Origin of the sequence: Photobacterium sp. GB-72, from assembly GCF_003026095.1 — a bacterium.
Classification (GTDB): Bacteria; Pseudomonadota; Gammaproteobacteria; order Enterobacterales; family Vibrionaceae; genus Photobacterium.
The window spans coordinates 1-25,443 of sequence record NZ_PYNV01000009.1 but is presented as its reverse complement, the minus strand read 5'-3'; the positions used below and the strand labels follow the sequence as shown (position 1 = coordinate 25,443).

The window sequence follows — 25,443 nt, the reverse complement described above, 5'->3', positions numbered from 1 at the left end:
CTATGAATAAACATCAATTTCAACCCGATCTACCGCCACCAGCTAATACCGTCGGGATTATAGGCTGGTTACGTACCAACTTATTTTCCTCTTTGACCAATAGTATCGCGACATTTCTCTTAGGCTATTTTGCTATTTTAGGCATTTGGTACATCGTTGAATGGGCATTTATTAATGCTGACTGGACAGGTGATAGCCGTGATGCATGTACCAGTAGTGGTGCATGCTGGACATTTATTAACGTCCGTTTTGATCAGTTTATGTTTGGCTTTTATCCAACAGAAGAGCTGTGGCGACCTAAACTTTTTTACGCAACATTAGCCCTGTTCATTGGACTATTAGCTTACGAAAAAACACCTTATCGTGGATGGATATGGCTATTTTTCGTCAACATTTATCCATTCATTGCCGGCTTCCTGCTTTATGGTGGCGTATTTGGTTTACCGATTGTTGAAACGCACTTATGGGGCGGTCTATTAATTACCTTAGTAATTGCGATTGTTGGTATTGTGGTTTCTTTACCCATCGGCGTCGTACTCGCCTTAGGGCGACGTTCAGAAATGCCTATAATTCGTAGTATTTGTACGGTTTATATTGAGTTATGGCGAGGTGTTCCACTGATCACCGTACTCTTTATGGCATCGGTGATGCTCCCTCTTTTCCTTTCCGCCGAAATGGAAACCAATAAATTATTCCGCGCACTTATTGGTGTGGTGATGTTTAGTGCCGCTTATATGGCAGAGGTTATTCGTGGAGGCTTACAAGCAATCCCTAAAGGGCAATATGAAGCAGCGGATGCATTAGGTTTAACGTATTGGAAGAAGATGTACCTTATCGTTTTACCTCAAGCGTTAAAGATTACCATTCCCTCTATCGTAAATACGTTTATCGGCTTGTTTAAAGATACCAGCTTAGTCCTCATTATCGGTATGTTTGATGTATTAGGTATAGGGCAAGCAGCCACCAGCGATCCTGAATGGTTAGGCTTTGCAACTGAAAGCTATGTCTTCGTTGCTTTAGTCTTCTGGATTTTCTGTTTTGGGATGTCACGTTACAGTATTTATTTAGAAAACAAATTACACACTGGGCACAAACGTTAGCAAGGACAGCATTATGACGAGTAGTACTTCAAAACCTAACACGGATAACACCAGCTCTGATCTTATGATCCAGCTAACTGATGTGAATAAGTGGTATGGTCAATTCCATGTTCTGAAAAATATTAACTTACAAGTAAAGAAAGGCGAGAAGATCGTGATTTGTGGTCCTTCAGGATCAGGTAAATCAACCATGATCAGATGTATTAACAGCTTAGAAGAACACCAAAAAGGACAAATTATTGTTGGCGGTACAGAGCTAACTGATGATTTGAAAAATATCGAATTAGTACGTAAAGAAGTCGGCATGTGTTTCCAGCACTTCAACCTCTTCCCTCACCTAACGGTATTAGAAAATTGTACCCTTGCTCCTATTTGGGTGAAGAAAATGCCAAAGAAAGAAGCAGAAGCCCTAGCGATGAAGTACCTTGAGCGCGTTCAAATTACCGATCAAGCAAATAAATTCCCAGGACAACTTTCTGGTGGCCAGCAACAACGTGTTGCTATCGCCCGCTCACTTTGTATGAATCCGCAAGTTATGCTTTTTGATGAGCCGACATCAGCACTCGATCCTGAAATGGTTAGAGAAGTGCTTGATGTTATGGTTGAATTGGCAAATGAAGGCATGACGATGCTTTGTGTGACTCACGAAATGGGGTTTGCACGACAAGTTGCTGATCGGGTTATATTCATGGATCAAGGGGAAATCATTGAAGAAAATAATCCTCATGATTTCTTTGATAATCCAAAATCTGATCGTACCCAATTGTTCTTAAGCCAAATATTACATTAAGCCGTATAATTTAAATGTTTCAAAGAAAACAATTGATTAGTACTACTGCTCATTGCTACTTTGAAACATTTACTTACACATTTGTCTGATTTTCATCGCCGCGGTTAAGTAATATACGAGCTAAGTGATGATAACGTGCTTCAGTACAAATATTTTAATGTTGAGTGCTTAGTTAAACTTGCTTTTATGGTAATTTAGCCTCATATATAAATTAATAGTCTCAATATAACTACCCTAAGGGGATTTTTATGAACGATCGTATAGTTAATCGTGACGGCGGTTACGAAGGCTTACTATCTACCAACAAGGTTCTACGTAACACCTACTTCCTACTTTCGTTAACTTTGTTATTTTCTGCAGGTATTGCAGGTGTAGCGATGGCAATGAATGTACCGCCTGTACACTGGATTGTATTACTTGTAGGTTTCTATGGTTTAATTTTCTTAACCGAACGTAACCGAGATAGCAGCTTAGGCTTAGTTTTCGTCTTCGCACTGACTGGATTTATGGGTTATACCTTAGGTCCAATTCTAAACATGTATGTTGGCGCGGGTATGGGCGATGTTGTAATGACTGCCCTAGGTGGTACAGCAGTAACTTTCCTTGGCTGTTCAGCTTACGCACTAACAACTAAACGTGACCTATCGTTCTTAAACGGTATGTTAATGGCAGGCTTTATCGCAATTCTTGTTGCAGTGGTTGCTAATATCTTCTTGAAGATGCCAATGCTGTCACTTGCTATTAGCGGTATGTTTGTTCTGTTCTCATCAGCTGCAATTCTATTGACTACACAGTCAATTGTTCGTGGTGGTGAAACAAACTACATTTCAGCGACAGTAACGTTGTACGTTTCTATCTACAACCTGTTCCTAAGCTTGTTGCAAATTCTTGGTGTTATCAACAGCGATAATAACTAATAGCAACCGCTATTCTTAATACTAAATGCCCGCTATCTTGCGGGCATTTTTATATCAGCAATAGTCAAATACATCAACATAGTGAACAGTTTTACTTGCAGCGCCGTACCACACTCACTATGCTTTGAGCCGTAATGAATACCGAGGCTCACCATGCTTGAATTTAATAAAAAAGAAATCGAAACAGATGCACAAGGCTATCTGAAAAATGTTAGTGACTGGTGTGAAGAACTTGTCCCTTTACTTGCAGAAGAAGAAGGGATTGATCTTTCTGCTGCGCACTGGGAAGTGATCCATTTTGTACGCGAATTTTATTTAGAATTTAATACATCACCGGCTGTCCGTATGTTGGTTAAAGCAATGGCGAAAAAATACGGCGAAGAAAAAGGAAATTCTCGTTATCTTTATCGCCTATTCCCTAAAGGGCCAGCAAAACAAGCAACAAAATTAGCCGGATTACCGAAACCAGTAAAATGCATTTAATTCACTACTGTTACTAACCCTCCGTGGTCACAGGATACGCATTGACTTGCTATTTTGTGACCCTCTGTTATTGACAACAATGTCTACTTAATCGTAAATCCATCAACATGCCGCCATTCCAACTCTTCCGTTGTTATTGACTTAACATCAGCTAGCTTTACCCCGCTCCCTAACCAAAGTAATAACGCATCTATATTTTCTTTTTCACCACAAGCTAAAATTTCCACACTGCCATCAGGTAGGTTTTTCGCATAGCCTTTTAAACTGTATTTCAACCCTTCATGAGCAGTGTGAAAACGAAAACCCACCCCTTGCACACGGCCTGTAATATTCGCTCTTATACATAACTGTGACATTCATCACCTCAAGTTCTAAGTAATTTTGTCGATGTATATGTAGTTACACCATCAATGTTATCTCGCAACCACTTATCTATGCTCATTAGGATGTAAGTATGAAAGAAGTCGCTTTTCGATGGATCGATAAATACCTTATACATTTAAAAATTACAGAAAAATTTTACTTACTTTTTCTTCTTCCGTTTGCCGCTATTATCTTTGTTAGTGCTATTTTAGTTGATGCCGCCTCTCAACAACGCTTAGAAATAACACAGCAACAACTAAAGCTGACCGCTAACATCCTCCAACAACAAAATATTTCTTCTACTGATGCTGCCATTTTACTGCAAAATAGCGCAATAAAAGTGACAAATTCATCATCAGATTCTGTATTAGTGAATGGTCAAAATTATAGTTTACAAGCTGTCACACAGACTGGATTATTTGATTATTTATCAACAACTCAGTTTATAGTCACTGGCATTTTATTGGTTATTATTCTTGCTTCTGTGTACTACATCATGACCTTCATTGGCGGTGCGATGTTTAATATGCAAAAAGCGCTACAAAGTTTAGCCGATGGCGATCTCACCCACCGATTAAATTTCTTTCCTGTTCGAGATGAATTTAGCCTGATTGCTATCACAATTGATAAAGTCGCAGAACGTGAACAACAGTTAGTACTCGCAACGCAACAAGCTGTCGCGCTTATGCAACAAATAAGTGTGGATTTACATCGTCGCAGTGATAACAGTGGTGATTTATCACAATCTCAACAAAGCCATTTAGATTCACTCGCAAGTGCGACTGAAGAAATGGCAAGCTCAATTCGTGAAGTTGCTACCCACGCCCACGAAACATCACTGCAAACTCAAGAAGCACAATCGGTGAGTGAAAATGGTCGTGTAAAAGTAAGCGAAACAAAAAATGCCATTTCGATTCTTTCTAATGAAATTAATTCCGCCGCTCAAGCAGTATCTGCGTTAGATAGCAATGCGGCAAAAATTGATGACGTTGTCACAACCATTAATGGTATTTCAGAACAAACTAACCTACTTGCACTAAACGCAGCAATTGAAGCGGCACGTGCGGGTGAACAAGGGCGTGGGTTTGCCGTGGTTGCAGATGAAGTACGTACCCTTGCTGGGCGTACCCAAAGTGCTACTGTTGAAATTCAGCAAATGATTGAATCACTACAACAAAATAGCCAACAGCTCATTGCAGTTATGAAAAATACCGTTGATAACGCCATTAACAGTGAACAATTAATGGATTCTGTTGATAGCGAAATTGGCCAAATTAACGAACGAAACCAAGGGATATCTGATCGTAGTTCCGAGATTGCAGCAGCTGCTGAACAACAAGGTGCTGTTGCTGAAAATATCGCAAGCAGCGTAGAACAGGTTCGTACCCAATCCAGTCAGATAGCACAGATGATCAGTGAATCTAGTAATGAGATTGAACAACTGAGCCAGCAAGCACAAACCCTTGAACAGTTAATGAGTGGTTTAAAAGCCTCATAACCAGTTCGATTGCTTAAATCCTCTTTTATGCCGCTATCTTGTTTGTATCCGATAAGATAGCGGCTTTTTCATTTGATTTTATATGCCTAGAGAAAGATAATACGCCCCCACTCGAATTCCATACTGGGCATGTTCATGACAGCTTCTATTTATTTGGTAAAAGGCCGCGAAAAATCACTACGTCGTCGCCACCCTTGGGTTTTCTCTCGCGGTATTGATCGCATTGAAGGTAAACCAGGCTTAGGCGAAACCGTCGATATTTACGACAACAAAGGCGAATGGTTAGCAAAAGGCGCTTATTCACCACAATCACAAATTCGCGTTCGCGTATGGAGTTTTGAGAAAAACGAAAATATCGACGTTAACTTCTTTATTAAACGTCTAAACCAAGCACAAGGTTTGCGCGATATTTTAGCTCAGCGTGATGGCTTAACAGGTTATCGTTTAATTGCAGCAGAATCTGATGGCCTACCGGGCATTACGATTGACCGTTACCAAAACTTTTTAGTTTGTCAGTTACTCAGTGCTGGTGCTGAAGCACAACGTGATGTGCTGATTGAAGCGCTTCAACACTGCTACCCAGAATGTAGCATCTACGAACGTTCTGATGTTTCTGTGCGTAAAAAAGAAGGCTTGAAACAACGTACAGGCGTTCTTCATGGTGAAGAGCCACCTAAATTTGTAATGATTGAAGAAAACGGCGTTAAAATTAACGTTGATATTGTTGGTGGTCATAAAACAGGTTTCTATCTTGACCAACGTGACAGCCGTGAAGCTTCTGTTAAATACGTTAACGGCAAACGTGTACTTAACTGTTTCTGCTACACCGGTGGTTTCGGTCTTTATGCACTGAAAGGTGGCGCTAAAGAAGTGGTTAACGTTGATGTCTCTCAACACGCGCTTGATACTGCATTACAAAATGCACAAGACAACGGCTTCCCTGTTGAAAATGCACAATTCTTAAATGCTGATGTATTCAAATTACTACGTGAGTACCGTGATCGTGGCGAGTTATTTGATGTTGTGATTATGGATCCACCAAAGTTTGCTGAATCTAAATCTCAGCTTGTTGGTGCATGCCGTGGTTACAAAGATATCAATATGCTAGCAATGCAAATTCTTAAACCTGGTGGTACGTTACTGACTTACTCTTGCTCAGGTTTAATGGATAACGGCTTATTCCAAAAAATCATTGCCGATGCCGCTCTTGATGCGAAGCGTGATGTTCAATTTATTGAGCGTTTTAGCCAAGCGGCGGATCATCCATTAGATAGCGCCTACCCTGAGGGTTTCTACCTAAAAGGATTTGCGTGTTACGTTAAGTAATCATCAAATTAGCTTTAATTAGTGCCTAATGTAACGAAAGCCCAATGAGCATAACTCATTGGGCTTTTTATTTTCTAACTGTTTATAAGCTTAATTACAAATAGACATTATTTGTCATTGGTATTAATAAAAGAATACAATAAGAAAATACCAATAGCGCATTTAGCTATCAACAAATACAAGGAATTAACATGAAATTACGTACAGCACTTTTAACCTTAGCCGTTTGTGGTGTGAGCTTCTCTTCTTTTGCTAACGTTTCGCTTACACTACCCGACTCAGCTGATCTTGTGCTTGTTAATGGTACAAAAGCGCAAGGTAACGGCCCACTGTCATTAAAAGATGGTGATAATCAAATCGCTTTTCGCTATGAAACTAATTACCGTGAAAACGGCGATACTCACCTATTCAAATCTGAAGTTGTGATCGTCACATTTGATGGTACAGACGCACACTACACATTGAATCTACCTAAAATTCATAGCCAATATGAAGCTAGAGCATTTAACAAGCAGCCAAATGTTGTAATTACAGACAAACAAAATAATGATATCGCCATTAAGCAGGATGTATTAATCAAAAATGGCGTGCAAATTGGACGAAATTTTCAGCAAGAAATCGCTAAGTATAATTTAAGTAACGCACCAGCAGCTCTAACCACTGCAATTTCTGTTTCTGTACCTCAAGTACAACAAATAGCTGTTGAAAAAAGTGGAAAAGTCGATCAAGCCTACGTAACCAAGATGCTAAATTACTGGTACAAAAAAGCAGACAAGGCTACGCAAGAACAATTCAAATCTGCTATTAACAAATAAGTAATTTATAAAACTTTTTCTAATCAATAGGATAGCTTACAACTTGTGGCTATCCTACATATTGCATTATAAAAACACTGCGCAAAAAAAGCATTTAACCAGCACTCCTCCGACGACAAAAAAGCCCTAAATACTGTTGAAGACTTGCTTTTAATTCAATAACAGCAAGTTTATTTACATTTTTTTTACACCTTTCCGAGAGCATGTCTGAAGATCAGTACATCGCATCGTGCAAATTTAGCTATCAGCATTATAGTTTTTTTACGGCACTCAAAAAGATTCACAAAAGAATAACGGACAAACTGAGTGTTGCTTATTTTACTGAAACTAAAAGGATACCTAATGGATAATGGTAAACATGGAACGATGAGGAAAGGGATTTTCACTCTTAGTACTCTAACTATGTCATGCTTATTTGCATTCAACGCACAAGCTGCTGTTGATTGTACTGACCTTACAGAATGGAAAAGTGACAGCGTTTATACTGGCGGCGATCAAGTTAAACAAGCGGGTGTTGCTTATAAAGCAAATTACTGGACACAGAATAATTCTCCGAAAGACAACAACGGTCCGTATTCACAATGGGTTCAACTCGATCTTTGTTCTGGTGGCGAGCCACCTATCGACCCACCAGTTGATCCAGTAGAAAATGCAGCACCTACAGCAAGCCTTACAGCACCAACAGCAACAACGGCTATCACAACCGGTGAAACTGTTCTCATCAAAGCAAATGCAACCGACACTGACGGTACTATTGCGAAAGTTGACTTCCTAGTCGACGGACAAGTTGTTGGTTCAACAACAACAGCACCATACGAGTTTGCATGGACCGCAACAGAAGGCGTACATAGCCTTTCAGCAATGGCTTTTGATGATAAAAATGCAGCAAGTAGCCAAGCAAGTGTTAGCGTCGATGTTGCACCTGAAGGACCTGTTAACGAAGCGCCTACCGTTTCTGTTGCTGTTTCAGCGACAAGTGTGGAATTAGGTGAAGTTATTACCATTACTGCTGATGCTGCAGATACTGATGGCACGGTAGAAAAAGTTGATTTCTACGTAAATGGCGCACTGGTTGGCACCGCAGCTACAGCCCCTTATGCTCTTGAATACACAACGGTTCAAGCTGGCAATGCAAAAATCTTTGCTCGTGCAACTGATGACCAAAACAAAACTTCTGATTCTGCCGTAAGTTCTGTTGCAGTTAATGGCGCTGTTGTATCAAATGGTTGTCGTCCTGACGGTTTATACCAAACTGAAGGCGTAAATGTGCCTTACTGTTCTATCTATGATGAAGATGGCCGTGAAATGATGGGGGTTGATCACCCTCGTCGTGTTATTGGTTACTTCACTAGCTGGCGTGCAGGCGATGATCCTCAAAGTAGCTACTTAGTTAACGATATTCCATGGGAACAACTAACTCACATTAACTACGCATTCGTTAGTATTGGTGAAGACGGTAAAGTTAATATCGGTGACACATCAGATCCAAGTAATGCCGCTGTAGGTATGGAATGGGATGGCGTTGAAATCGACCCAGCACTTGGCTTTAAAGGTCACTTCGGTGCACTTGCAACAGCAAAAGCGAAACACGATGTTAAAACATTAATCTCTATCGGTGGCTGGGCTGAAACAGGCGGCCACTTCGGCACAGATGGTGGTCGTGCAGCTGATGGTGGATTCTACACGATGACAACAAATGCTGATGGTTCTATTAACCATGCAGGCATTGAGAAATTCGCCACATCTGCTGTTGAAATGTTACGTAAGTACAAGTTCGATGGCCTTGATATTGATTACGAATACCCAACGTCTATGGCGGGTGCAGGTAATCCATACGATAAAGAGTTCATGGAACCGCGTCGTCCATACCTATGGGCTTCTTACCAAGAACTGATGAAAGTACTTCGTGAAAAACTGGATGTTGCTTCAGCAGAAGATGGCATTCACTACATGCTAACGATTGCAGCACCATCATCTGGTTACCTACTACGTGGTATGGAAACATTTGATGTAACGAAATACTTAGATTATGTAAACATCATGTCTTACGACTTACACGGTGCTTGGAACGACCACGTTGGTCATAATGCTGCGCTATTTGATACAGGTAAAGATTCAGAGTTAGCACAGTGGAACGTATACGGCACTGCAGCATACGGTGGTATTGGTTACCTTAATACTGACTGGGCTTACCACTACTTCCGTGGTTCAATGCCTGCTGGTCGTATCAATATCGGTGTTCCATACTACACCCGTGGTTGGCAAGATGTTAAAGGTGGGGATAACGGTCTATGGGGTCGTGCAGCACTACCTAACCAGTCTGAGTGTCAGGCTGGTACTGGTGAAGGCGAGAAGAACAACTGTGGTTACGGTGCTATCGGTATCGACAACATGTGGCACGATCTTGATCCAAATGGTAAAGAAATGGGTGCCGGTTCTAACCCAATGTGGCACGCGAAAAACCTTGAGCAAGGTATCTTCGGTTCGTACACAGCCGCTTATGGCTTAGATCCTGTTAATGATCCACAAGATAAACTTGTTGGTTCGTATACCCGTAATTACGATGATGTCGCTGTTGCACCATGGCTATGGAATGCAGAGAAGAGCGTATTTATCTCTACAGAGGATAAAGCATCGGTTGGCGTGAAAGCTGACTACGTAATTGATAAAGAAATCGGTGGTATCATGTTCTGGGAGCTTGCAGGCGACTACAACTGTTACTTATTTGATGCAAACGGTAAGCGTACTAACACTATTGACGCAACTGAAAAGGCATGTGCTTCTGGCAACGGTGAGTACCACATGGGTAATGCTATGACGAAAGCTATCTACGATAAGTTTAAGTCAGCAACTCCATATGGTAATACAATCGCAACAGGTGCAATCCCAACTCAAGCAATTGATATTGCAGTTAACGTTAGCGGCTTCAAAGTTGGTGACCAAAACTACCCTATCAACCCAACCGTAACCTTTACCAATAACACAGGTACTGATTTACCGGGTGGAACTGAATTCCAGTTTGATATTCCAGTATCTGCACCCGATAACGCGAAAGATCAATCTGGTGGTGGTCTGAAAGTCATCTCTTCTGGTCATACTCGTGGTGATAACATTGGTGGCTTAGACGGAACAATGCACCGTGTTGCCTTTACTCTGCCTAAGTGGAAAACATTACCAGCGGGTGAAAGCTACGAGCTAGACTTTATTTACTACCTACCAATCTCAGGCCCTGCTAACTACTCAGTGAATGTAGATGGTAATGAGTATGCGTTTAAGTTTGAGCAACCAAACCTACCTATCGGTGATTTAAATGCCGGTGGTGGTAATAATGGTGGCGGCGATACAGGTGGTAATAATGGCAACTGTGATTCAGATGGCCTAAATACTTACCCTAACTGGCCTCAGACTGATTGGCAAGGTACGCCAACTCATGCTGGTAGCGGCGATGAAATCATCCATGATGGTGCTGTATACAAAGCTAACTGGTGGACATCATCAGTACCAGGAAGTGACGGTAGTTGGACGAAAGTTTGTAACATCTAAATCAACGTCTAAGTAAAGTGCTACAAGCAGGTAGTTCGCTACCTGCTTTTTTAGTCACTGAAATCTAGAAAATAGGCTTTTATATAAATAAGATCGTTTACGCGGTTATTTTTCAACGCAATTTCATTTTTTCCAATAAAAAGAATTATTTTTACTTTAGTGAGCACCATTATATTTTTAACTTTTAAAACAATCGCTTAGCAACCTATCAACGACTAAGCGTGTGATTTACACATCCCAGATAAACTGATATCTATAAATATAATTAAATGCTGTTCTTTTTTATAACTCACTGTTATTTAATGTTTATCTTTAACCCTTTATGAAATAAACATCACTCAGCACATTCCCTCAAGGCATAGCACTACATTCACACTACCTATTAATTCGTTATTTTTATGCTAAAGTTTAGCCCGCAAAACATCCACGTAAGCATTGTTCGATGGTAGTACTGACTTAATGAAAAAAGCAATATGTCTAATAATTTTGATCATGTGTTCTTTGTCATTCCAAACATCAGCACATGCTCTTCATACTGAAAGAAAGAATACTGATATCGTAGTAGATTATGTTTACCAAAAAGCACATCTTAAAAACAAAATTAACTACGACGTATTTAAACAAGCCTTTATTGCGTATAACAAAACCAAAGGCAAAAAAAAGTCATTACTGACAATCATTGATTATAGTAAACCATCAACACAAAAAAGATTTTATGTGATTGATTTAAAACAAAACAAATTACTTTACAAAACATACGTATCGCATGGCATGAATAGCGGTTTGCTTAAAGCCGATAAGTTTTCGAATCAAGTAAATTCGCACAAAACGTCACTGGGTACATTTTTAACCGAATCGACTTATATAGGTGGTAATGGTTATTCTCTTAAACTAAATGGCTTAACCCGTGGTAAAAATGACAACGCACTAAAACGCTATATTGTTATTCATGGTGCAAAATATGTTTCTGAAAAGTTTATTAAACGTAATGGCTATTTAGGTCGTAGTTGGGGCTGTCCAGCCCTACCTGAAGCAATTGCAAAGAAAATTATTGATACTATCAAAGGCGGTAGTGTTATTTTTGCTTACGCTTAATTTATTCATTGAAACGAGCTGTTAGTATTTAGCTAAAATAAGTTAAATGATAACAGCTTTTTTGTACCTCTATTTTCAATCAAGCCTTTTACTCCCTATAACTCATCCGTTAAGTTGTGATTTACTGTGTAATGTTAGAATGGTTTTAATTTTTCGAGGTTTAGTATGAATAAAGCACTTGTTGTTATTGATTTTATTAATGATATCGTTGATTTAAACGGGAAAATACCTAGTTGTGCTCAACAAGTTATTGATAATAATACAATTGAAAATGCAAACCGCTCAATTCTATGGGCACAAAGCCAACATATTCCTTGTATTTATGTCAAAGTAGGTTTTCATAATCATTATCTCGATCTCCCCCTACACTCGCCAATGTTTGGTAAAGCGCAATCTATCAATGCATTAAACTTGAACGATTGGGGAACACAATTTCATCAAAATTTACTGATAAGTAAAGACGATATTGTGATCACTAAACCAAGAGTCAATCCTTTCCATAACACACAGTTAGATAGCGTATTAAGTGCAAATAAGATCACTGATATTTACTTTTGTGGGGTAAGCACAACATGGGCGATTCAATCTGCGGCTAGAGATGCTCATGATAGAGATTATCAGGTGCATATTATTGCAGATGCTTGTACAGCGGCAACAGAAGAAGAACACAATATTTCACTTGCAACCTTGGCTCGCATAGCAACAATACACCAATCAACGGATATTAAATAAAAGCGATGTGAGTTTCATACTGGTATGAATGGTTGAAATAAATAAACCGCATAATCTTTTTTATAGCAACAAGATATTATGCGGTTTTATTATGATTTAAATATCATCTTCCCAAGGCATATCAGGAAGCGCTGCTAAGTTTTCGCTATAACGCTTGAGATCAAATTTACCATCATTTTTCATAACATCAAAAACTTCAATGGATAATGCGCACGCTATCATTTGAATTGCTTCATCTCGTGGTGTACCTGTCATTACAAGACGCATTAGCGTTTCTTTAACAACTAACGGCTCACCGTCAGCAAGTTGATTTTCAACCGTCTCAACAAGCATATCGCCTGTCATGATATCTTCGTTTTCCATTTATAACAGCCTATCTAAAATTTGACATATTCTAACTTAACTCGTTAGGTAATAGCTAACCTAGACCAATAAGCTAAACAATATGTTTAATCATTAACCTTAAGCAATGATAACAACGCAGGTGTTGCCTCTTTCATTGATGTAAACGAATGCTGAGCCTGAGCAGTTAATTCTATATTATGACTATTTACAAAAACCGCATAGGTATTAGCACTCAGTGCTGACATTAATCCAGTACGGCTATCTTCTACTGCAACCGCCTTTTCAGGCAGCACACGCATTGTTTTACAGGCCTGTAAATATACATCTGGCGCAGGTTTATTATTTGCCACTTCATATCCACTGAATACATGCTCAAAGAGTGCTAACCAGCCATGTTGCGCTAAAACACCTTGCACGTAATCTTTTGGAGCTCCGGTGACGACAGCCATCGGCACTTTACCCGATAAGGTTTTGAGCAATTCATCCACACCAGGCATCGGTGGTATGCCTTTTTCAACGATCATCTTCTCTGTTAATGCTTCCATCTCTTCAATCATTACCGTTTCCGTTAGCGGTATATTGTATTGATAGATAAAGTGCTCTGCGATCTGAGGCCAAGTTACGCCAGCGTACTGAGACATGAACGTCTCAAAATTTAGTTCAACGCCATAGCTAGCTAAATACTGACTCCAATTCACAGCATGAAAGCGCTCAGAGTCAACGAGTGTGCCATCAAAATCAAAAAATATCGTTTGCATGTACTACCTGAAAAATACGAATAATTCTTACTTTATAGCACGACTATGATTATCCATGTAGCTTGTTAGTTAAACATCTGTAGGGATCGTACAAGCTGCATTCTGTTCAAGTAATCTCATTACCTGTTTGATTTCAACGGCAGGGCTAAAATAGAAACCTTGAATATAGTGGCAGCCCATTTTAGATAAAATACGCACTTGAGCTTCAGATTCAACACCTTCAGCAACAACATCTAGGTTTAGCTTTCGGCTCATATCCATCACGAGAGAAACTAAAATTTGGCTTTCAACACTATGTTCTATATCAATAATGAAACTTCTATCAATTTTAATGACATTTGGTTTATTGGCGATAATAGCTGACATTGAGGAATAACCTGTGCCAAAATCATCAATCGCAATAGATATCCCTTTTTGAGAAAATTCAGATAATAATTCCAAAATATTATTACCTTCATCTAATGCTGCAGATTCGGTTATTTCAATCATGATTTTATCAAACGGTAAGTTATATCGTTCAATAACATCGTAGATATATTTTTGATCACAGCTTGAGAACTCACGAACAGAACGATTTATAGATATACAAATATCAGTAAAACCCTGCTGACGAATATCTGCAAGATCACAACACGCTTTATCAAAAACTATTTTCCCAAGATCACCAATCAGGCCATATTTCTCTGCCATCTCAACGAAAATAACAGGTGATATATACCCTTCTTCTTCATCAAACCAACGCGTAAGAGCTTCAAACTTACATATTTTACCTGTTTCAATGTCAATAATTGGCTGATAATAAACTTGTATTTTATATTCTGAAATAGCTTTAATTAGACGATCTTTCAATCTTAATTGACGTATATATTCCGCTTGTAATTTTCCATCATAAATAGAAATACCATTGCACCCATTACGCTTTTGTTCATACATTGCATAATCAGCATTCTTTAATAAATCTAGATGTGTAAAACCACTTTCTGGATATGAAGAAATACCAATACTAATTGTAATATCCAATTTAATAGTGTCGATATAAATAGGTTGAAGCAATACGCCTATTAAATCTTCAGCATATTTTTTAGCTTCAGAAGATGAGTAGCCTTTGAGTAAAATAGCAAATTCATCACCACCATATCTACAGACTAAACTGTCATCACTACAATGTTTTAATAACGTTTCAGCAATATATTTTAGAAGTTTGTCACCTACAGCGTGACCGTATAAATCATTGATTGCTTTAAAGTCATCAAGATCAATAAATAGAATGGAAAACGCCTGATAACAACGATCGTCTGCTTTGTTGTCTTTAACAAATACGAGTTCTTTTTCTACCATTTCACTAAAACAACGGCGATTCATAAGTGTGGTTAGCGCATCATTATTCGCATAAAAACGTAATTTTTTTTCTGTTTGTTGGCGTACGCTAACGTCATGAAAAACACCAAGATAGTTAACGACTTCATGATTATCATCTTCAATTTTATTTATTGTCATTTCTTCAGGATAAACATGACCATTTTCCCGGCGATTATAGAGCAGTCCTTTCCATTGGCCTGTCGTTTCCACACTATGCCACATGTTTTCATAGAACCGTTTATCATGCATGCCAGACGCTAATATGCTTGGATTTTTTCCGATCACATCCTCTTTTTTATATCCTGTCACTTGCTCAAATGACTTATTTACCGTAACAATATTATTGCAGTGATCAGTAATAACAATACACTCTGAAGTATTATCAAAGACAGTTTTTGCTAAATTCAATTGCTGAACAGTTGATATTGATTCTGTGATATCAGTTAACACACCAGCTATTTTTTCATTTTTACCAAAAGCATCAACTTCAACAACACGACCTTCACACTTAAACCAACGATCAGTTAAATTGCTATCATTATTAACTGAAGAAGGATTTGTTCTAAATTCAAAACTAAATAACTGACACTTATTTTTTTTAATTTTTTTGAAAGCATTAATTGCAGCTCTTCGCTCATCTTTATGAATGATTGATATCCAATCATGAAGCGAATTAACTTTACCACTTTCAACTTGCAAAAGCTCCCATATTTTAGGTGATGTTATTGTCTGATTATTTGAAAAATCATACTCCCATACACCTTCTATAATTGCATTATAAGTAACATGTAATTTATTTGATGTTATAGAGAGCTCTGATGATAAATGATAAAACTCAGTTATATCTTGAACAATGCCACGTACTAGGTTTGTATTTCCATTATCATCTTTAAATATATTCGATTCATTCCTAACATATTTAATTTTCCCACTCGGCAATAATAAACGATATATAATATTATAGCTTGAATGTGATGATATTATTATATTATTCATAAAATGAATAACACGATCTCTATCTTCAGGATGGATGTATTCCTGAACTAATTTCAAATTTGGCGTTAGCTGCTTATCGACTTCATAAATATGGTATACTTCTTGACTCCAAGTAAATGTGTTTGTCTGTACATCCCATTGCCAATTACCCAACTTAGCAACACGTTGAGATGACTCCATCTCACTTAACAACAGCTTTTGCTCAGCTAGTAATGCTAAGTAATGAAGCTCTGAACCTAATTGTTGACCAATACCCTCACACCAATTAAATTGTAAAGGTGTTAAAGTAGTGGGTTGTTCAAACAAGCAAACGAGGATACCTATCACATCATCATATTTTGAAAAAATAGGAATACCTAAATATGCTTCAAAACCATACTCAACCAGTAATTTATCTTTAGGATAAACAAGATACGCTTGCGAGCTCAGCAAGTATATTGCACCGCTTTCTAACACTTTACGACAAGGTATATCATCTAGCATATAGCTAATATTACTGACTTTTTTGTTACCATTGACGTAATAAGCTAATGACGTTGCTTTTGTACCAGTTTTATTAAAATAGGCTATATAAAAATGATCTGGCTTTAATTCATCATATACCGATTGCATGGTTTTACAGATAAAATCTTTACCATATTGGTTTCGTTTTAAAGCTTTTAGTTCAGTAACCATTAAATGCTCTAACCTAGCTGTTCTGAATTTGATTTATTTATAAAGTTTATGATTTGAATATACAGTATCATTTAATTGAAAAAAAGTTTCTAGACATAGATGCCTAGATTTGTCATGCCTATTTTGATTTAAATCAGATTACGTATTAGCTTTTAAGCAATAATTCTATGTTTTATTGCATTTTGAAAATAAATATATGAAACTTATTCTATAAAACTTTAGCCTTTAAGGCTTTTATCATATAAGAAATACTATCTTACTGATTGAAATATCTTACTATTTTCAATAATTGATATAATCAATATTAATAGCATCGTGTTTAATTTAATATTTAATTCAAATATATTACATATTAAAAAGATAAAAAGGAGCAAAAAGCTCCTTTTTTATCATTAATTAACGAGAGATATCTAATTGATTACCTGTAACCCCATTAGTTCGGAACCAACCAGCGATACTAAAACGACGTTGTGTTGCTGGCAACACTTCATGAGGGAAGAATTCAGATAAGAATACAACTAAACGCCCCGCTTTTGGGTCTAATGTTGCTAATTCATTATCATCTAAATCATACATTTTTAAACGACCACCGTGTTCGGGTAGCCAATCATCATTAAGGTAAAATACCGTTGTTAATTTACGATTTTCTTGACCACGAAAACAATCTAAATGCTTTTGATAGAAATCACCGTGCTCATATTTGGCAAAATGTGCTTCATATTCAAATAAGCCAAGAAAAAAGTGACGATTCACCTCTAGGCGAATTTCATTCATTTGTTTTAAAAAATTGGCAACAGGCTCTCCCATCTCAGCCGAGAGCCATTGAATTTTATCGCTTCGAATAGATTTTTGGGTGGTATATTCATCTTTTCGGCCAATTCCCGCTTGGCTCCAATCATCGGGAATGCAAGCTTTAAGTGCTTTAACCTCATCCTGAGCTAAAAAGTCATCCCAGACAAACCAACCTTGCGTGAATAAAGCATCAATAAGTTTGTCGTAATTCATATTCGTTCCAATCGAGATAAAAAAAGATTTATATCGCCTGTTGGGGTTGAGAGCAAATCAGAAAATTTATACTCAAATGCAATTTTTCTACTGCTGAGATGTTTTGTTACACCATTAATAAAAACCACATTATGATTAAAATAAATGATATTGTGTTTGCTGGTTTTTACTTAATTCATCAATCGACTTTACCCCATGGAAATGCTCAATCCATGCAATATTACTTCTCGGAAACTCTATTTTAATAGCTTTTTTAATGTGTTTTTTCAACGCACTAGACTCAGATACAATATTCTGCTCAATGTAGCCAAACTGCTTAAACACATAATCTGTTGATGACTGTTTCAATACTTTAAAACCACGATCTTTTTTAAAAGTCAGTACTTCAAATGCATCACCAACCTGCATCGACTTTAAAAAACGTTCACAACCGGATTCAACCTGAGAAATATGTAACTTTGACATTAGCAACCTCTTAATCAAGTAAATCTGTTTTCGCTATCAATTTACAAAAATGTGCTTTTATGAGTACTTCACTAATAAAAATCACTGTCAGTACTTCATCTTTCACTGTAAACGCAACCCTAAATGCAACATCAGGTTTCACAATAATCTTATATTCTAAGACTCTCAATTTAGAAGAAAAAGCATGAGGTACCGATTTAATTTTACCATTATGTAACGTTAATAAGAGCGGTAATCGTTCACGAAGGTCACACATGATTGCTTCTTCGTAACAGGCATGTTGATGGAAAAACTTACGTAAATGTCGATTGTTATCTATACAAATATTCATGCTTTTTTCTTTTCATATAAGAATTTTAAAAAGCATACGCTGCAGACTAATAGTTAGAAATATAAATATTTTTAAGGGAGGGTTAAGTGATAGTTAATCTCTAGAAGCTAAATGATAGCCCTTAAGATAGGGCGTACCATTAAGTTTTTATTTTTGCTATACGTTATTTAGCCGTTACACGCAGATTATTTTTATTATCTCTATTTTGGCGAATATGTTCATCACTTTGAACAATATTCTCCTGCTTTGCTAGGCGATCATATAGCACAACATTTACTGAGGCGGCTAAATTCATACACCCAACAGTAGGAACATAAACAACATGATCGGCTTTGTCTGCAACATCTTGTGCGATTGAACCATCTTCAGGGCCAAAGATGTAAATCGCTTTTTCTGGATGCGTAAAATGAGGAAGTAATGTTGCGCCTTCTGCAAAATCGACACACACAATCTTCATATCTACGGGTAGATCATCAATCATTGATGCTACCCCAGTCAAAGGAATTGTCTGTTGCATTTGTTTCGTGTCAGTTTGAAACTTTGCCGCTTTATCATATCGGGTTCCTGTATATAAAACCGCATCCGCCTGATAACACCCTGAAGCTCTTAGTACTGCTCCAACATTTGTAGGGCTTTTAGGGTTAGTTAACCCAATAATGACTGACGCCTCTTTCATTGCTAGATGTACCTTTTCATTGTAATAAAAACGAAGATTAGAGCTTTATTTTACCAAAGCTCTAATAATGACGATATTGATCGTTGTGCTCAACAATCAACGGAATTAATGAGGAGTTAGTCTATTTCTTCGTGTTCTGCGATGCGAGCACGTCGAAGTGCAGCTTCTTCCATCACAGCATTTATTTCCGCCATCACGCTATCAATATCTGCGTCGGCATCAGTTTCAACATAAATACCGGTTAGTTCAGTCTCTGGCTTTAATGTTCCAGCTTCAAATAATGCCCACATTTCTTTTGCGTATTGTGTATTAAGCAACTCAGGTACATATTGACCATAATAGTTAGCCATATTTTTAACATCACGCTCAAGCATCCATTTGGCATTATTATTGGCTGAGGCATCTACTGCTTGCGGTAAATCAATAATAACAGGGCCATTAGCATCCACTAACACATTAAACTCTGATAGATCGCCATGAATAAGGCCGATGCATAGCATACGTTTAACATAGTTAATCATTAGCTCATGGTGGTGTAATGCCTGATCTTTAGTTAGCGTGATATCGTTGAGTCGAGGTGCAACATTACCATCTGCATCGGTGATCAACTCCATCAATAATACGCCATCAAAGCAGCCATAAGGCACAGGCGCTCGTATGTCAGCTTTGGCTAACAACGACAACGCATCAACCTCAGCTTGCTGCCACACTTTTTCTTGTTCATCACGGCCAAACTTAGAGCCTTTTTCCATCGCTCGAGCACGACGACTATTGCGCACCTTTCGCCCCTCTCGATATGAGACGGCTTTTTTAAAACTACGTTGATCTATTTCTTTGTAAACTTTAGCGCAACAGATTTTTCCACCACTGCGAACAACATATACGGAAGCTTCTTTGCCACTCATTAATTGTGATAAAACATCATCAATAAGGCCATCCTCTACAAGAGGTTGTAATCGTGGGGGTATCTTCATTGCACCTACATAAATTAATTACAAAACAAACTTTCAATTTATCGCATTATCACTTGCTTTGAATTTTTAACAAGCATCGAAATCAATTTATTCTTATTCTCTTCAAATCGCTCTTATATTTACTAAGAAATCGTTCGATTTGGTGAGTGAAAGTGAGCTTCTAGTACTACTAAATAATTGAACCAACATCAAATCGACAAATGTAATATACCGTGTATCTATAGTGAAGTATTTCGGCTATCACAATACCTCTACTAAATTTACCGAAGTTATGCTTACTTGCCTTCCTCACGCTAATCTTTAACAAAAAAATAACAAATATTAATGATCAGCAACGCTTTTAGCCAAGGAATGCATATGAACAAAAGAATTAAATATCTTCCCTTCTTATTACCCCTATTTAGCTTTAATGCTCAGGCAAACTCAATCGAGTGGGTTAATGGTAAAACCAAGGTCGTTAATGGCGATACCGTTATATACAATGAACAATGTTATATCGCACAAAATAATCCAGGCTCATGGGAAACACCTTCACCATCGTCTAATTGGTTTTGGCAACCGACCGAATGCGGTGGTTCCCCCCCTCCAACATGCAAGGATAATCAAGAGTTAATCGATGACATTTGTGTCGATATTGTTGAACCTGTGGTCTGTCCAAATGGTCAAATATTGGTTGATAATATCTGTGTCGATGAAACAACACCTCCGGTATCTGATATCACGTTATGGATTGCGGGAGAAACAAAAGTTAATAACGGTGATATTGTTAGCTACCAGTCTCAATGCTTTGAAGCTAAAAATGGTCCTGGATTATGGGAAACACCTAAGTCATCATCATGGTTTTGGAATGAAACAAGTTGCCCAGATACGCCCCTAGAACCGATTGAGTGCCCTGACGGCTCTACCGCACCAACGATTGCAGAATGTCCTACTGAACCACCAACAGAAGTTACTTGCCCTGACGGCACTATCGCCGAAAACTACGATAGCTGCCCTGCAACACAAGCTATTTTTGTTAGCCCTAATGGCAACGATAATAATAACGGCTCATTCACTAAGCCTTACAAAACCCTAAAGAAAGCTTTATCTCAAGCTAAAGCAGGCAGCATTATTGAACTGGCAGAAGGTCGTTATAAAACAGCAGAAGTCATTGATAAGGCTAACGGGATCAGCGAAGCACCCATAGTGATCAGAGGAAATAACAGCGTCTTTGATGGCACCATAGATATTACGACACCATGGCAACGACACGACGGTAATATTTACAAAACGCAAATCAATCAAGATATTTGGCAACTGTTTATTGACGATAAAATGGTGATGTCAGCGCGTTGGCCTAATGCTCAATTAAGTGATGGCTCACTGTGGGATATGAAGTCGACATGGCGTCATCAAGCCCCTGAAAGTCGTTTCGGTGAAATGATTGATGAACGCCCGTATGAAAAGATCACTGTTAAAAACAGTGGTAATGAATATCAACCTCTTCCTAGTGATGTAAACACACAATCACTAGCTGATTCAGGTATTGATGCAACAGGTGCCATTGCCATCATGAACATTGGTTCTTGGTTGAACTGGGCACAAGTGATTGATAGTCACACGGTTGGTAGTGATCGCTTTACCTATAGTACCGATTTTTCTCAATCAGGCACTGCGATGAAAAAAGCCGCTACTAATATGCTCTCTAAAGGCAATTTTTGGGCAAATAAAAACGGCAAATATGAAGAAGGCCACTATTACCTTGAAGGTAAACTCGCGCTATTAGATAGTCCCAATGAGTGGTTCTTTGATAAGAAAACGAAAACCGTTTATTTATGGGCACCCGATAATGCTGATCCTAACCAGCTTCATGTGCGTGGTAAGCAACAGACCTATGGCTTAACAATCCGAAATTCTAGCCACCTTATTTTCGATAATGTCGACTTTTTTGCGACAGCATTTACAGTGATAAGCTCACAGTCTATTACCTTTAATGATCTTGATGCGAAATATTACGCGTATTCAAAGCGCATGTTAGGTGACTTAACTCGCCCTCAAACCATTAAGTTTATTAATAACAATAAAGCCATCACAGAAACACACAACAAGATCACCAATAGTTACCTTGCTTACACTGATGGACCTGCGTTTGAGATGATCAAAGAAAACAGTAACGTGGTAGATAATAACCTTATCCATGATATTGACTATTCAAATCTAGGTACAGGTGGTGAAGGCTCCATTAACATGGCTTCACAAAGCCAGAATATCACTTTTAGCAATAACACTTTTCATACCGCAGGTAACTCTGAAGGTGTACGCGTTGGCGCTCGCTCTAAAGTCATTGGTAATCATGTATACAACACCAGTCTATTACAACATGATGGCGCAGCAATCAATGTGGGGATTGATGAACAAGCAGGCACAGAGATCGCTTATAACTGGGTACACGATACACCAAAAGCAGGTATTCGTTTTGATGGTGTCGAAGGTGCGGCTAAAACAGGTAAAGATGGCTTAGTTCATCACAACGTTGTGTGGAATAGCGCCTTCAATATTATTAAAGGTGATACGCAAGGTACGTACAATAACTTGATGTTTAATAACATCATCACAGATCTAATCATCTTTAATAAAGCGTCAGCCGGTGGCTTGAATGACAGCTCTGAAACGCTAAACAACTTAGTAGGGACACTTCAAGGGCGTAAATCGGGTACTAGCGAGCAATTAACTGTGCCGGGTATGGTTGCGAATAATATAACAGGTAATACATCTGAGATCTTAAGCCACTTAAGGGGCGCTTATTGGGGTGACTTTAGACCGAAAGATAACGCAATGACCATTGATATGGGAACAACTAACAGTAGTTTAATGGCGATTGATTATCTTGGCTCTTTCCCTGATATTGGCGCTTATGAATATGGAGCCCCTAACACTTGGATTCCAGGTCATAGGCATTCAATCGCCTCTAACCCTGTCCCTTTTGATAAGGCTGCCAATGTTGATCTGAATATTGAATTAATGTTCTCACAGGATCTCAACCGATTTAGTTATGATGTCTACTTAGGTAAGAATATCGACGCCTTATTACCCATTGATAAAGTAGATAATAAGTATAGCTTGAATGATCTTTTGCCAAATACCCAATATTACTGGCGTGTCGATGTTATCGATGATAGCAAAGTAACGACTGGAAATATTTGGTCATTTCATACTAAGTAACCAAAAGAAAGCCTCAGTCTCTTTGATTGAGGCCTTCTTAATATCACCGCTGTTATTACAGCGGTTTATATTATCTAATAAGCCACTTATCACATTGATATATATAATATTTATAACATCAACAAGCTTAAAAAAATAAAATATCACCGCAAATAAGTAAAAATATTTGATGATGAATAGCATATTAAAAGTATACTCTTATCTAGATCTTTCGCTAATATACTAAATAATTATATTTTCATTTGTTATATAAATAGGATTATCTCATTGAACTTTATTTTGGATAATATTGTAGCAATAACATTATCTTTATTACTCTTTAACTTTGTTATTAGTTGGTTATTTCGTTCTAAAGCGTTTGCCATTATTCGAGGCGTTATTTTAACTTTTTATAGTTTAGTTTTTCTTAGCTTATTTAGTACGTTAGTGAGTGTTATACCTCCCTTCATTATATTACTATTATGCAGTTTAGTATTTATAGACACCTTTCTTCTTCTACGACCAAAGATGCAACCTTTTTGGGTTAGAATATTAATTAATTGGCCTGGGCAATGGTTTTTAGGTTCAACGATAATCGCCTTCCCTTGGGCAATATGGTTACTTTTTTTCAAAAGTGCCGACTTCTTATATGTTCCCTATATACTCGGTCTGATAGGTGTCTTACAAAATTTTCGCATAAACGAAGAGAATATATTTATTGACCTTAATAATAAGGCTCAGCCATCAGATTTGAGTCGATTAGATTTAGCAAATCCGACTTCAAATAGTGATGAAAATCTACATATTATACAATTAACAGATCCTCATTTAGGTCCATATATGTCTGTTGCTAGGCTCGAGCGCATTTGCAAAAGTGCAGTAGCGAAAAAGCCGGATCTCATTTTGTTAACGGGTGATTTTTTAACCATGGAATCAAAAGGATCAACACAAGTACTGTCACAATCACTGAGCCCACTTAAAGAATATAGTGGAAAAGTATTTGCATGTATGGGTAACCATGATTACGAAGCGCCTGAAATAGTAAAAGAAGCATTAGCTAACAATAATATTCATTTATTAATTGACGAGGCTCAGATAGTACAAACTCGTCTAGGCCCCGTTCAAGTTATTGGCTTTGATTTTCATTTTAAAGATAGAGCGTCAAAACTTCTTAGAGCAATTGGTAACTTACCTAATAAAAGCAAAGTCATTGCAAGTATTGCAATGTTACATGATCCAACACATATCCGAGATATTCCGACAAAGAGCCACTCTATAGATTTATTTTTAAGTGGTCATACCCATGGTGGGCTTATAGGGTTAGTGAGCCTCGGTTTTAAAACGACGGTGATCAGTTTATTGTCCAAATCCCCTGATCATGGGCTATGGGGAATGGAAAACACAAAATTATATGTACATCGTGGCACTGGTCATTATGGTTTTCCTTTTCGGTTAGGTGTTCCGACTGAACATAGTGTTATCAACGTTATCTTAAATAAATCAAAATAACATTAACTGAGTAGTACAGTGAACAACTCACTGTACTACCTTCTTTTAGTGACCAATGCTCTCAAATAAGCTTTAAGTACAAGTATGCGTAATAACGGCGGTTTAAAACAAAATAGGAAAGCAACCAGAAAAAGACAGGGCTAAGTTTTTGATTAAACTAGAAACAACAAAGCCCCAGCGTGAGCTGAGGCTTTATCGTTTATACTGGTGCCCGAGGACGGACTTGAACCGTCACTCCCGAAGGAAACGGATTTTGAATCCGTCGTGTATACCAATTTCACCACTCGGGCTTAATTATTAGAGAATGGAGGCGCGTCCCGGAGTCGAACCGAGGTCCACGGATTTGCAATCCGCTGCATAGCCACTCTGCCAACGCGCCATTTTTACTTCTCAATTAGATGGTGCCCCGGGCCGGACTTGAACCGGCACAGCGCGAACGCCGAGGGATTTTAAATCCCTTGTGTCTACCAATTCCACCACCAGGGCACGCAATTTCTTGCGATGGTTA

21 protein-coding genes and 3 tRNA genes are annotated in these 25,443 nt (G+C 38.1%); 12 read left to right on the top strand and 12 right to left on the bottom strand.

From position 1 onward, the window contains the following. The first annotated feature begins 2 nt into the window (after positions 1-2). The 4 genes from C9J40_RS11480 (at position 3) to tusE (ending at position 3,290) form a co-directional block, all read left to right on the top strand. Positions 3-1,100, top strand: a complete 1,098-nt coding sequence (locus tag C9J40_RS11480; RefSeq protein WP_107206366.1) for an amino acid ABC transporter permease — start codon at positions 3-5, stop codon at positions 1,098-1,100. A gap of 13 nt (positions 1,101-1,113) precedes the next feature. Further along, the gene (locus C9J40_RS11475; protein ID WP_369917481.1) at positions 1,114-1,890 is read left to right on the top strand and encodes an amino acid ABC transporter ATP-binding protein; all 777 of its coding nucleotides are present in this window, start codon (positions 1,114-1,116) and stop codon (positions 1,888-1,890) included. A 248-nt stretch (positions 1,891-2,138) separates the two neighbouring features. Continuing rightward, entirely contained in the window at positions 2,139-2,807 is a 669-nt protein-coding gene (locus C9J40_RS11470) for a Bax inhibitor-1/YccA family protein (protein ID WP_005368338.1), read from the top strand. A 153-nt stretch (positions 2,808-2,960) separates the two neighbouring features. Next, on the top strand, positions 2,961-3,290 hold the full coding sequence (gene tusE / locus C9J40_RS11465) for a sulfurtransferase TusE (protein ID WP_005368340.1): 330 nt from the start codon (positions 2,961-2,963) through the stop codon (positions 3,288-3,290). A gap of 83 nt (positions 3,291-3,373) precedes the next feature. On the opposite strand, the gene yccX is transcribed toward tusE, so the two are convergent. Further along, on the bottom strand, positions 3,374-3,646 hold the full coding sequence (gene yccX, locus C9J40_RS11460; RefSeq protein ID WP_107206365.1) for an acylphosphatase: 273 nt from the start codon (positions 3,644-3,646) through the stop codon (positions 3,374-3,376). A 98-nt stretch (positions 3,647-3,744) separates the two neighbouring features. Here yccX and C9J40_RS11455 point away from each other — a divergent pair, with 98 nt between their 5' ends. The 6 genes from C9J40_RS11455 to C9J40_RS11430 all read left to right on the top strand — a co-directional run bounded on the left by C9J40_RS11455 (position 3,745) and on the right by C9J40_RS11430 (position 12,662). After that, complete coding sequence (locus C9J40_RS11455) at positions 3,745-5,151, top strand: methyl-accepting chemotaxis protein (RefSeq protein WP_107246907.1); 1,407 nt, start codon at positions 3,745-3,747, stop codon at positions 5,149-5,151. Between the two features lie 135 nt (positions 5,152-5,286). Beyond that, positions 5,287-6,477 (top strand): class I SAM-dependent methyltransferase, encoded by a 1,191-nt coding sequence (locus C9J40_RS11450; protein WP_107206476.1) that lies wholly within the window; start codon positions 5,287-5,289, stop codon positions 6,475-6,477. A 191-nt stretch (positions 6,478-6,668) separates the two neighbouring features. Continuing rightward, positions 6,669-7,292, top strand: coding sequence for a DUF2057 domain-containing protein (locus tag C9J40_RS11445; protein WP_107206363.1), 624 nt, complete (start codon positions 6,669-6,671; stop codon positions 7,290-7,292). Positions 7,293-7,634: 342 nt separating this feature from the next. Beyond that, positions 7,635-10,835, top strand: a complete 3,201-nt coding sequence (locus C9J40_RS11440) for a glycosyl hydrolase family 18 protein (RefSeq protein WP_107246906.1) — start codon at positions 7,635-7,637, stop codon at positions 10,833-10,835. 459 nt (positions 10,836-11,294) lie between these two features. Then, complete coding sequence (locus tag C9J40_RS11435; protein WP_199187088.1) at positions 11,295-11,930, top strand: murein L,D-transpeptidase catalytic domain family protein; 636 nt, start codon at positions 11,295-11,297, stop codon at positions 11,928-11,930. A gap of 165 nt (positions 11,931-12,095) precedes the next feature. Next, a complete protein-coding gene (locus tag C9J40_RS11430) occupies positions 12,096-12,662 on the top strand; it encodes an isochorismatase family cysteine hydrolase (RefSeq protein ID WP_107246904.1) in 567 nt (188 codons plus the stop codon). 96 nt (positions 12,663-12,758) lie between these two features. Here the strand turns inward: C9J40_RS11430 and C9J40_RS11425 are convergent, their stop codons facing one another. The 8 genes from C9J40_RS11425 to C9J40_RS11390 form a co-directional block, all read right to left on the bottom strand. Next, on the bottom strand, positions 12,759-13,025 hold the full coding sequence (locus C9J40_RS11425; RefSeq protein ID WP_107206359.1) for a hypothetical protein: 267 nt from the start codon (positions 13,023-13,025) through the stop codon (positions 12,759-12,761). Between the two features lie 86 nt (positions 13,026-13,111). Beyond that, entirely contained in the window at positions 13,112-13,765 is a 654-nt protein-coding gene (locus tag C9J40_RS11420; protein ID WP_107246903.1) for an HAD family phosphatase, read from the bottom strand. Between the two features lie 69 nt (positions 13,766-13,834). Further along, entirely contained in the window at positions 13,835-16,795 is a 2,961-nt protein-coding gene (locus C9J40_RS11415; protein WP_107246901.1) for an EAL domain-containing protein, read from the bottom strand. A gap of 396 nt (positions 16,796-17,191) precedes the next feature. Beyond that, positions 17,192-17,800: a 2OG-Fe(II) oxygenase gene (locus tag C9J40_RS11410; RefSeq protein WP_107206356.1), complete on the bottom strand. Its 609-nt coding sequence runs from the start codon at positions 17,798-17,800 to the stop codon at positions 17,192-17,194. A 135-nt stretch (positions 17,801-17,935) separates the two neighbouring features. Beyond that, positions 17,936-18,265: a hypothetical protein gene (locus tag C9J40_RS11405; RefSeq protein ID WP_107206355.1), complete on the bottom strand. Its 330-nt coding sequence runs from the start codon at positions 18,263-18,265 to the stop codon at positions 17,936-17,938. Positions 18,266-18,275: 10 nt separating this feature from the next. Continuing rightward, positions 18,276-18,596: a hypothetical protein gene (locus C9J40_RS11400; protein WP_107246900.1), complete on the bottom strand. Its 321-nt coding sequence runs from the start codon at positions 18,594-18,596 to the stop codon at positions 18,276-18,278. Positions 18,597-18,759: 163 nt separating this feature from the next. Further along, a complete protein-coding gene (locus C9J40_RS11395; protein WP_107246897.1) occupies positions 18,760-19,272 on the bottom strand; it encodes an RNA methyltransferase in 513 nt (170 codons plus the stop codon). Between the two features lie 116 nt (positions 19,273-19,388). Beyond that, on the bottom strand, positions 19,389-20,246 hold the full coding sequence (locus tag C9J40_RS11390) for a PA4780 family RIO1-like protein kinase (RefSeq protein ID WP_107206352.1): 858 nt from the start codon (positions 20,244-20,246) through the stop codon (positions 19,389-19,391). Positions 20,247-20,603: 357 nt separating this feature from the next. Here C9J40_RS11390 and C9J40_RS11385 point away from each other — a divergent pair, with 357 nt between their 5' ends. Together C9J40_RS11385 and C9J40_RS11375 are read left to right on the top strand one after the other, a co-directional pair. Beyond that, a complete protein-coding gene (locus C9J40_RS11385; RefSeq protein WP_107246896.1) occupies positions 20,604-23,447 on the top strand; it encodes a right-handed parallel beta-helix repeat-containing protein in 2,844 nt (947 codons plus the stop codon). A gap of 267 nt (positions 23,448-23,714) precedes the next feature. Beyond that, complete coding sequence (locus C9J40_RS11375; protein ID WP_107246893.1) at positions 23,715-24,935, top strand: metallophosphoesterase; 1,221 nt, start codon at positions 23,715-23,717, stop codon at positions 24,933-24,935. A gap of 205 nt (positions 24,936-25,140) precedes the next feature. On the opposite strand, the gene C9J40_RS11370 is transcribed toward C9J40_RS11375, so the two are convergent. From C9J40_RS11370 to C9J40_RS11360, 3 genes are all read right to left on the bottom strand, one after another. After that, positions 25,141-25,225, bottom strand: a tRNA-Leu gene (locus C9J40_RS11370). A 15-nt stretch (positions 25,226-25,240) separates the two neighbouring features. Next, positions 25,241-25,314: transfer RNA gene (locus tag C9J40_RS11365), tRNA-Cys, on the bottom strand. Between the two features lie 20 nt (positions 25,315-25,334). Continuing rightward, positions 25,335-25,421 (bottom strand) — tRNA-Leu (locus C9J40_RS11360). Between the last annotated feature and the right edge of the window lie 22 nt (positions 25,422-25,443).